Source organism: Paraburkholderia polaris (assembly GCF_012927345.1).
In the GTDB taxonomy this organism is placed as follows: domain Bacteria; phylum Pseudomonadota; class Gammaproteobacteria; order Burkholderiales; family Burkholderiaceae; genus Paraburkholderia; species Paraburkholderia polaris.
The window spans coordinates 193905-203595 of sequence record NZ_JABBGJ010000011.1; the positions used below are offsets into that span (position 1 = coordinate 193905).

Genomic DNA, 9691 nt, shown 5'->3' on the forward strand with positions numbered 1-9691 from the left:
GCGCGTGCTGAGCTTCCGTCCGGAATAGCCGTCTCCACCGTGGGTCCTGCTAATGCGCGCAGGGCCGTTCCGTATGCCCGCTCGTCGGCGCAACGATGTGCGCGCCGAACCGCCAGCGCGGCAAATCTCTGACACCCGAAAAACAAATAACCCACCGGCGCACTAAAATGACCGCTTTCCCGTCATCTCAGCGCGCCTGTCGCCGGGCGCGCCGCCAGCCATGCAACATTTCGCGTCCGACAACTATGCCGGCATCTGCCCCGAAGCGCTCGCCGCGCTGATCGCCGCCAACAATAGCGGCCACGAGCCGGCTTATGGCGACGACTCCTGGACCAACCAGGTCTGCGACCGTCTGCGGGATCTGTTCCAGACCGATTGCGAAGTGTTTTTCGTGTTCAACGGCACGGCCGCTAATTCGCTGGCGCTGGCGTCGCTGTGCCAGTCATATCACTCAGTGATCTGCCATGAACTCGCGCACATCGAAACCGATGAATGCGGCGGCCCCGAATTCTTTTCGGGCGGCTCGAAGCTGCTGACCGCGCCGGGCGTCGACGGCAAGCTCACGCCGGATGCGATCGAAGCGGTTGTCACGCGCCGCGCGGATATTCACTACCCGAAGCCGAAGGTCGTCACGCTGACCCAATCGACGGAAGTGGGCACCGTTTATACCGTGGAGGAAGTGCGCGCGATCGCGGCGATCGCCAAACGGCGTCATCTGAAAGTGCACATGGACGGCGCGCGGTTTGCGAACGCGGTCGCGGCGCTCGACGTGCATCCGTCCGAGATCACGTGGCGCGCGGGCGTCGACGTATTGTGCTTCGGCGGGACCAAGAACGGTTTGCCGGTCGGTGAAGCCGTGGTGTTCTTCGACCGCTCGCTCGCCGACGATTTCGCCTACCGCCTGAAGCAGGCGGGCCAACTCGCCTCGAAAATGCGTTTCATCTCCGCGCCGTGGCTCGGTCTGCTGGATAACGACGTCTGGCTGCGCAACGGGCGTCATGCGAATGCGATGGCGGAATTGCTGCAAACGCGGTTGCAGGAAATCCCCGGCGTGAGCATCATGTTTCCGAGAGAATCGAACGCGGTCTTTGCGCAATTGCCCGCGCAGGCCGCCAAGGCAATGCGTGCGCGCGGCTGGAAGTTCTACGAGTTCATCGGCGCGGGCGGTTGCCGGCTGATGTGCGCCTGGGACACGCAGCCGGAAACCGTCGAGCGTTTCGTGGCGGAAGTGCGCGAGTTGTGCATGGCCTGAAATCGCATCGACTGCGCGCCTGGACCTGGCTGGAACGGCGAACCGGAACCGGAAGCTGAAACCAGGAACCAGGAACCAGGAACCTGAAACCAGGAACCTGAAACCAGGCGTACAAACAAGATCGCGCCCAATGCTGAACCAGCCGCAGCACGACATTCAACACTGAACAAAGCCGCACACAAAACATAAGAGACGACCCACTCGCCATGACCGAATACCAATTTTGTCCGCGCTGCGCTACGCCCTTGATCGAGCGCGCCGATGCTGAACACGAAGGCGGCCGGATCCGCCAGACCTGTCCCGATACGGAATGCGGCTACGTCCACTGGAACAATCCGCTGCCGGTGGTGGCCGCGATCGTCGAGTACGAGGGCAAGATCCTGCTCGCGCGCAACGCCGCGTGGCCAGAAGGCATGTTCGCGTTGATCACCGGCTTTCTGGAAAACGGCGAGACCCCGGAACAGGGTATTGCCCGCGAAGTGCTGGAAGAAACCTCGCTGCACGCGGAGACGGTCGAGTTGATCGGTGTGTACGAATTCATCCGCAAAAACGAACTGATCATCGCGTATCACGTGAAGGCGTACGGGACGGTCGCGCTGTCGCCGGAATTGCTCGAATACCGGCTGGTCGAACCGGCCAAATTGCGTCCGTGGCGTGCGGGCACCGGTCAGGCGCTCGGCGAATGGATGCGGCGGCGCGGCTTGCCGTTCGAGTTCGTCGAAAAGCCGGGGCAGTAAGCCGGTCGATGCGTTGGCCAATGACCTTGTGCTCCGGGACGAGCGCAGCATGGCTTATCTCTTCTATCTGACCCCTACGCCACGTCACGATGAACAAACCTGCACCCGCCGCGCGCAGCGCCTACCCGCATTTTCTGCCGATCACCACACGCTGGATGGACAACGACGTCTACGGCCACGTCAACAACGTCGTCTATTACAGCTACTTCGACACGGTGGTGAATGAGTATCTGATCCGCGCCGGCGTGCTCGACTTCGAGCAAGGCGCGACGATCGGCCTCGTGGTCGAGACGCATTGCAATTACTTCGCACCGCTGGTGTTTCCGGAGCGGGTCGAAGCGGGCCTGCGGGTGGTGCGGCTCGGTACCTCAAGCGTGCGCTATGAAGTGGGCCTCTTCAAGGAGGGCGAAGATCAACCCGCCGCCCAAGGCCATTTCGTGCACGTCTATGTGGATCGCGTCACACGTCGTCCGGTGACGTTGCCCGCCGAGTTGCGCGCGGCGCTCGAACCGCTGACCGCCGCTGTGCAGGCGGAATAGGCGCGTGCAGTCGTTCGTCATCAATCTGCTCAACGGTGTCAGTTACGGCCTGCTGCTGTTCATGCTGTCGGCAGGCTTGACGCTGATTTTCAGCATGCTCGGTGTGCTGAATTTCGCGCACGCGAGCTTCTATATGCTCGGCGCGTATGTCGGTTTTTCGGTGGCGGCGCATGCGGGTTTCTGGAGCGCGCTGGTGATCGCGCCGCTGGTCGTCGGTCTGATTGGGGCGGCGCTGGAGCGCTGGCTGCTGCGCCGTGTGCGTGTGCATGGCCATCTTCCCGAGTTGCTGCTGACTTTCGGCGCCGCGTATCTGCTCGGCGAACTGGTCAAGCTTGGCTGGGGCCTGAGTCCGCTTAGCGCGACTGTTCCGGCCGCGCTCGACGGGCCGTTGTTCACGGTCTACGGCGCGGCCTTCGCGCGCTATCGGGCCTTCATGATGGCAGTGTCGCTGGTGATGCTGGCGGTGCTCTACGCGGTGCTGCGCGTGTCGAAGGCGGGCTTGATCGTGCGCGCCGCGCTCACGCATGCGAGCGCTGTCGAGGCGCTCGGCCACAACGTGCCGCGCGTGTTCACCGGTGTGTTCGCGGCGGGCACGGCGCTCGCTGCTCTCGCCGGCGTGATCGGCGCGCCGCTCTTCGTGATCGAACCGGCGATGGCGGAATCGCTCGGCTCGATCGTGTTCGTGGTGGTGGTGATCGGCGGGTTGGGCTCGCTGAGCGGGGCGCTGGCGGCGTCGCTGATCGTCGGTTGCGTGCAGACCTTTGCGGTGGCGAGCGACGTGTCGTTGGGCGATCTCACCGCGGTATTCGGAGGCGCGCTGCCGGCCGAATGGGACGCGCTGACGCTTGCGCAACTGGCGCCGCTGATTCCCTATCTGCTGCTTGTCGCGATGCTGGCGCTGCGCCCGCGTGGACTGTTCGGACGGCGAGACGATCATGCGTGAGCCACTCGAAAGTTTTGCTGCGCCTGCAACCACGTCTCGCTCGATGGTGCGCAGGTTCGCGCCGTGGCTCGCGCTCGTTCTGTTCCTCGCCGTGCCACCTTTCGTCTGGCCGCAAAGCTGGCTGCTCGCCTATCTCGCGCAGACGGCGACGATGATCGTGTTCGCGCTCTCATACAACCTGTTGCTTGGCGAAACCGGCTTGCTGTCCTTCGGACATGCCGCTTATTCCGGGCTCGGCGCGCTCGTCGCGGCGCAAGTGTTCAACCGCATTGGCGTGCCGTTGGTGTTGCTGCCGTTGATTGGCGGCATCGGCGGTGCGCTGTGCGGGGTCCTGTTCGGTTTTGTGTCGACGCGGCGTGCCGGGACGGCTTTCGCGATGATCACGCTCGGCATCGGCGAACTCGTCGCGGCGGCGGCGTGGACACTGCCCGACTGGTTCGGCGGCGAGGCCGGCGTGCCGATCGATCGCGCGAGCGGGCCGATGCTCGCAAGCTGGAGTTTCGGCCCGGCGCGCGAGGCGTATGCGCTGATCGCGCTGTGGTGCGTGCTGGCGAGCGTGGCGATGTTCGCACTGTCGCGCACGCCGTTCATACGGCTTGCCAATGCCGTGCGCGACAACCCGGCGCGCGCCGCGGCGATCGGCTGCTATCCGCGGCGCATCCGCTATGGCGTGGTGGTGATGTCGGCGTTTTTTGCGGGAATCGCAGGCACCCTGGGCCTGATCAATGTCGAACTGGTGTCGACTGAAAGCGTCGGCATGATGCGCTCGGGCGCCGTGCTGATCGCGACGGTGATCGGCGGCACGGCGGCGTTTTTCGGGCCGGTCGCGGGCGCGATCGTCCTGACGTTTTTCAGCATCGCGGTGGCGAGCGTGACGCGGGCCTGGCTGTTCTATCTGGGGCTGTTCTTTATCGTGGTCGTGGTGGCGTCGCCGGATGGACTGGCGGGCTTCGTGCAGCGGCTCAGGGCCCGCGTAGCCGCCTACGGCTGGCGCGTGTGTAGCAAGGCTTATTTATGGGGCACGGCCTCAGCGGTGCTGTGGACGCTGGCCGTCGTGCTCGCGGTGCAGTGGGCGTACGCCGTGCAATTCGGCGCGGACGACGGCGCGGCTTTCAACCTCGTCGGCGTGCCGCTGGAGAGGACCGGGCCGCATCTTTGGCTCGGCGGTGCGGTGTTCATGCTGGCCGCGCTTGGGGTGCTCGCTGCGCACTGCGCGCTTCGAGCGCAAACACGTCTCGCCACTCGCCCTAGCGCCACGCCGATCACCGGAGACGCGCGATGATCCCAGCCCTCGCAGTCTACGGCGTCGAAAAACGCTTCGGCGCAACGCAGATTCTGCGCGGCGTCGATCTGGCGATCGAACCCGGCGAGCGTCATGCATTGATCGGGCCGAACGGCGCCGGCAAGTCGACGCTCTTCAATCTGATCGCCGGGGGCGCGCGGCCGAACGCCGGGCGCATCGATCTGTTCGGCGCGGAGATTACGCGTCTGCCGCCGGCAGCGATCACGCGCCGTGGCCTCGCGCGTAGCTTCCAGACCACGAGCGTGTTCGCTCGGCTCAGCGTATTCGACAATCTGCGCTGTGCGGCCATGCTGGCCGAGCGCGACCGCACGCGCTGGTGGCAGCGATTCAGCGGTTCTCGCACTGTCGATATGCGCGCCGAGCAAGTGCTCGAAGCCGTGGGCTTAAGCGCGCGCCGGCAGATCCAGGCCGGCACGCTGAGCTATGCCGAGCAGCGTGCGCTCGACCTCGGCCTTGCGCTCGCGGGCGGCGCACACACCTTGCTGCTCGATGAGCCCACCGCCGGCATGAATCGCGCCGAAGCGGCGCGCGCCATCGAACTGATTCGCGCGACCACCGCGGGCCGCACGCTGCTGATGGTCGAGCACGACATGGACGCTGTGTTCGCGATCGCCGACCGGATTTCCGTGCTGGTGCAAGGCCGCATCATCGCGACCGGCACGCCGGCGGCGATTCGCGCGGATGCGGCAGTGCGCGCCGCTTATCTTGGCGACGGCTTACGCACATGACCGCTTTGCTCGATATTCAACAACTGAACGCCTGGTACGGCGCGAGCCAGGCCCTGCACGGTGTCACGTTGCAGATCGAGGCAGGCGAAGTCGTCGCGCTGGTCGGGCGTAACGGCTCCGGACGCTCGACTTTGGTGCGCGCGATCATGGGGCTCGTGCGCAGCGAGGGCGCGTTGCGTTTTGCCGGCCGTGCGCTCGGCGGGTTGCGCACCTTCGAGATTGCCCGCCTGGGGCTCGGTTACGTGCCTGAACATCGCGACGTTTTTCCGACGCTGAGCGTCCACGAGAATCTGCAACTCGGTGTGGCACCGCGCGCTCGCGGCCGCACGCCGCGCTTTGCCTTTGACGACGCCTACGAACTGTTCCCCGTCCTGCGCGAAAGAAAGCGCACGCGCGCCGGCGCGTTATCGGGCGGCGAACAGCAGATGCTGACGCTCGCCCGGGCATTGCTCGGCGACCCCGACCTGCTGGTCATCGACGAACCTGGCGAGGGGCTGGCCAGCCAGGTGATGGGGCAGGTCGCGCAATGTCTGCGGATGCTGCGTGATCGTGGCGTGGCGATGCTGCTGATCGAACAGCGGCTCGTGATTGCGCAAGACATCGCCAGTCGGGTTGCGGTGATGGGGCATGGCGAAATTGTCTTCGATGACGCGCTCGCGTCGTTTGTGAAGCGGCCGGACGTGATGCAGGAATGGCTAGGCGTGGGTTAGCCGGGGCGTAGCGTAGCTGGGCATAACTGCTAGTTCACTGGCGTCGCCGCGTGTTTTTCGCATCAACCGTACCGCGTCTACGCCGCGAATCGAGTGCCGATGCGATGGACCTCGTACAGCCGCATTCTCGAACAACGCCACGGCACCGGCATCACCGCGCCTCACTGAGAGGCACGCCAGACAGTCCGATTCCGCGCGGCGCGCAAGCCGGTTTCGCAAAGCCGAACGGCAGCGTCCCTGGCAGGCGGCTCGCCGCGGTTTTATTGCAGCGCCGCATTCGAATTGGTGACCATTTTGCTGTCCTGACGTGCGCGTTACACGTCGCGCGATGCACGCGCCGCTCGCTGCGCACCCAAATCGCTTCCAGAATGCCGTTTGAATTCCGTTTGCGCGCAGACCGCTTAGGCCCGACGCGTGGGGCTTCCCAATGACTTGTTGCAGGGATTCAAACGCTTGATCGTTTGGTGAGCGCCCTCCAGAAATCTTGTCGGCAGCGCGCTGACAAATCAAGACAATCAGGTCAAAGGCGCGCAACGGAGGCACGGTGTTTAAAGCCGGCGTATGTGCGACGGACCATGCCGTGCCGGACGTGCGAAAGACGCGCCGCGGCTTCAGGAGGAGACGTCATGAAAAAAACAGGCGCATTGAGCGAAAAGTCGGCTGATGGCGTGCATGCGGAAGCCTCGCTGCGACCGCTTCAAAGGATGCTGCCGCTTCGGATGGCGCGATCGCCGCTCGGAGAAACGTGGCGCACGCGCGCCGGTGCAGGCGCCGCGCTGGTGACGGCCGCACTGCTGATGTCCGCATGCGCTGACGCGAGCTCCTCGACGGGCGATGCGGCATCCTCGCCGTCGACACAAGCGAGCACGGCGACGAACCCCGTGAGCAACAACGACAGCCCGCTGACCGCAAAATCGCAGCCGGGTGTGGGACTCGCCGCCAACGCCAAGAACGGCTCCGTCGCTGCCACGAACAGCGTCACCACCAGGAATGGCACCCCCGCCACGAGCGCCGATCAACCCACCTCCGCATCGCGTCCCGCGCTCGAACTTGCCAAGGCCAAACAACTGGCAGCAGAACAGCATGTCGCCGGACGTGTGCCATCTGCGAGTGGCATGACCGAGAAGCGCAGCCGTCCGCTGACGCTGCGCGATTCCGGCATCGACGGTTCGTTGATGTTCGCGCGCGACGTCGACTTTCGCGTGACGGGCGACATCGGCTTCATGATTCACGACATGGCGGCGACGCTGACCCCGGCGCGCGCGGGCCAGCCGATCGTGTTCGACGATCCGACCAGTGTGACGATCAACGTCCACCGCGGCGAAGTCACGCTCGACAGCGCCAAGCTCACCGCGATTTTCGATCGCTACCTGTTCCAGTACCAGGGCTCGCCGCTGCGCAATATGCGCGTCGTGCCGCAAGACGGCGGCACCTTGCGCATCACGGGCGAAATGCATCGCGACACATGGGTGCCGATCGTGCTGACTGGCTCGCTGTCGATGCGCAACGCTGACGATCTCGTGTTCCATGCCGACCACGTCGAAGTGGCCGGCGTCGGCGCCGACAAGCTGATGCAGGCTGCGCACGTGAAGATGGCCGACCTGTTGAAAGTGGACACGCCGATCGCGCGTCTCGACGGCGACGACGTCGTGATGCAGGTGGCCAAACTCACGCCGCCGCCGGCGTTGCGCATGACGATCACGCGGATCGACACCAGCTCTGCAGGTGTGCGCTTCACGCTCGACGACCACACGGTGCAGAAAATCGACTGGCCCGCGACGATGCCGCCGCGCGGCATGCTGGTGCAGGGCGGCGACGTGAAGTTCATGCGTTCGATGCCGATGAATATTGACATGGCGCTGACCCCGCTTGATACGAACGCGCCGCTCGTGCTCGACCTTTACCACTACCGCGACCAGATGTCGGCCGGCTACTTCACCTTCGACGAGGCGGGTGTTTTGGACGTGCACCTACCGTCATATACGACGCTAGCCAGCGCTGCGAAAGATGCACCGATGCAGATGGGCAGCGCTGGCGCGCGCTTTAACGACAGCTTCATTCGTGCGCAGCAGGCGTCGCTCGCGCAGGCGCGCCTCGTGTGGCAACACGTGCCGCAGACTTTGCGGACTGCGTCGATTGCACGCGCGATCCCGGTCGGTACGCGAGCGGCGTTTTCCGGTCAGGGCATGGCGATACCAGGCTCCGCGATCAGCGACGAGCGGCATTCGTCGGGACCTGCGCCGTTGATTCACGTCGAGAATGTGGACTTCTACGTATCGGGCCGAATCGGCTTTCATGTGCGTTCGCTGGATGCGCAGATGGTGTCGAAGAAGCTGGGTCAACCGGTCGATCTCGATGACCCTGACCAGTACGACATTCGCATCATTGGCGGCGAAGTGATCGAGCCGTGGCCTGCGATGGCGGCTTTGTTCAACGATTACCTGCTCGACTATGAGCCGCGTTCGCTGAACGATTTGCAGTTGAAGCCGGTGGACGGCAAGTTGGAAGTGACGGGCGGGATCAAGTTGTGGAATCACTTTCCTGGCGTGTGGCTGCCCACGACGATGAGTGGCACGATCATGGCCAAGGATGAGCGGCACCTTGTCTATGAACCGACCTCGGTGAAGGTGCTGGGGGTGCCGCAGGCGGGGTTGTTGAGGGCGTTGGATATTCCGTTGGCGTCGCTGACGCCTTTTACGCGCAAGGGTGTCGCGTTGAAGGGGAACGAACTGGTGTTCGATCAATATACGGTGTTTCCGCCACCGGTTTTGCAGGGGCGGCTGGCGAGCGCCACGGTGACTGATGAAGGGTTGGTGTTGAAGTTCAAGCGGGATAGTTCTGTTGCCGCTGCGCGGCCGCCTGCCGGTGCGGCGAAGAGTTTTGTGTGGATCGAATCTGGTGATGTGAAGATGTTTAATTCGTTGGTCACGAATGCCAGGACTTTTATTCAGGATAGTTCGAATCCTGGGGTGATGAAGTTTGATCTTTATGGGTATCGGAGGGATGTTGCCAAAGGGACTGTGAGGATGGGGGAGGATGGTGGGTTGGAGGTTGATCTTGCTGCTAGGAAATAGCGGGGTTTTTGCCTGCGGGGCGCTTTTTGTTTGTTTGCCTGGGGTGTTGGGCTTTGCTTGATTTGTTTTGCCTGCGCAGCGTTTTTTTGTCTGTGTGCTTGCGGTGTTGGCCTTTCCTTGATTTGTTAGTGGTCTATTAGCGTTCGCCCCTGTGCGGGGCAGGCACTTACTTTCTTTGCCGCCGCGTAACTATTCAGCGCTTGTAAACTGCAGCCAGGCTGTGCATAGTGAAGGACATGACGAAGATGCCTGATTTCAAAGACCTCACACACGAACAGAAGGACGCGCTCATCGTTGATCTCGTGAAGCGTCTGAACGCGCTCGAAGCGAAACTCGAGAAGAACAGTCGTAACTCCAGCAAGCCGCCCTCAAGCGATGGGCCCGGGCGCAAGCCGAAGTCGTTGC

At 63.6% G+C, this 9691-nt stretch carries 9 protein-coding genes; all 9 read left to right on the forward strand.

Going from position 1 to position 9691, the window contains the following annotated elements; genetic code table 11:
* Window positions 1-220 precede the first annotated feature (220 nt).
* Window positions 221-1252, forward strand: coding sequence for a threonine aldolase family protein (locus tag HHL24_RS12670; protein ID WP_169485801.1), 1032 nt, complete (start codon window positions 221-223; stop codon window positions 1250-1252).
* A 206-nt stretch (window positions 1253-1458) separates the two neighbouring features.
* The gene (locus HHL24_RS12675; protein WP_121111844.1) at window positions 1459-1989 is read left to right on the forward strand and encodes an NUDIX domain-containing protein; all 531 of its coding nucleotides are present in this window, start codon (window positions 1459-1461) and stop codon (window positions 1987-1989) included.
* 89 nt (window positions 1990-2078) lie between these two features.
* A complete protein-coding gene (locus HHL24_RS12680) occupies window positions 2079-2528 on the forward strand; it encodes an acyl-CoA thioesterase (RefSeq protein WP_169485802.1) in 450 nt (149 codons plus the stop codon).
* Window positions 2529-2532: 4 nt separating this feature from the next.
* On the forward strand, window positions 2533-3471 hold the full coding sequence (locus HHL24_RS12685) for a branched-chain amino acid ABC transporter permease (RefSeq protein ID WP_169485803.1): 939 nt from the start codon (window positions 2533-2535) through the stop codon (window positions 3469-3471).
* Entirely contained in the window at window positions 3464-4753 is a 1290-nt protein-coding gene (locus tag HHL24_RS12690; protein ID WP_169485804.1) for a branched-chain amino acid ABC transporter permease, read from the forward strand. The genes HHL24_RS12685 and HHL24_RS12690 overlap by 8 nt, the downstream gene beginning before the upstream one ends.
* The gene (locus HHL24_RS12695) at window positions 4750-5502 is read left to right on the forward strand and encodes an ABC transporter ATP-binding protein (protein WP_169485805.1); all 753 of its coding nucleotides are present in this window, start codon (window positions 4750-4752) and stop codon (window positions 5500-5502) included. Before HHL24_RS12690 ends, HHL24_RS12695 begins: the two co-directional genes overlap by 4 nt.
* Entirely contained in the window at window positions 5499-6212 is a 714-nt protein-coding gene (locus HHL24_RS12700) for an ABC transporter ATP-binding protein (protein WP_169485806.1), read from the forward strand. Before HHL24_RS12695 ends, HHL24_RS12700 begins: the two co-directional genes overlap by 4 nt.
* A gap of 704 nt (window positions 6213-6916) precedes the next feature.
* On the forward strand, window positions 6917-9286 hold the full coding sequence (locus tag HHL24_RS12705; RefSeq protein WP_230417430.1) for a hypothetical protein: 2370 nt from the start codon (window positions 6917-6919) through the stop codon (window positions 9284-9286).
* A gap of 245 nt (window positions 9287-9531) precedes the next feature.
* Window positions 9532-9691: DUF6444 domain-containing protein (locus tag HHL24_RS43930; protein ID WP_407947499.1), on the forward strand; the 160-nt coding region annotated here is incomplete at its 3' end.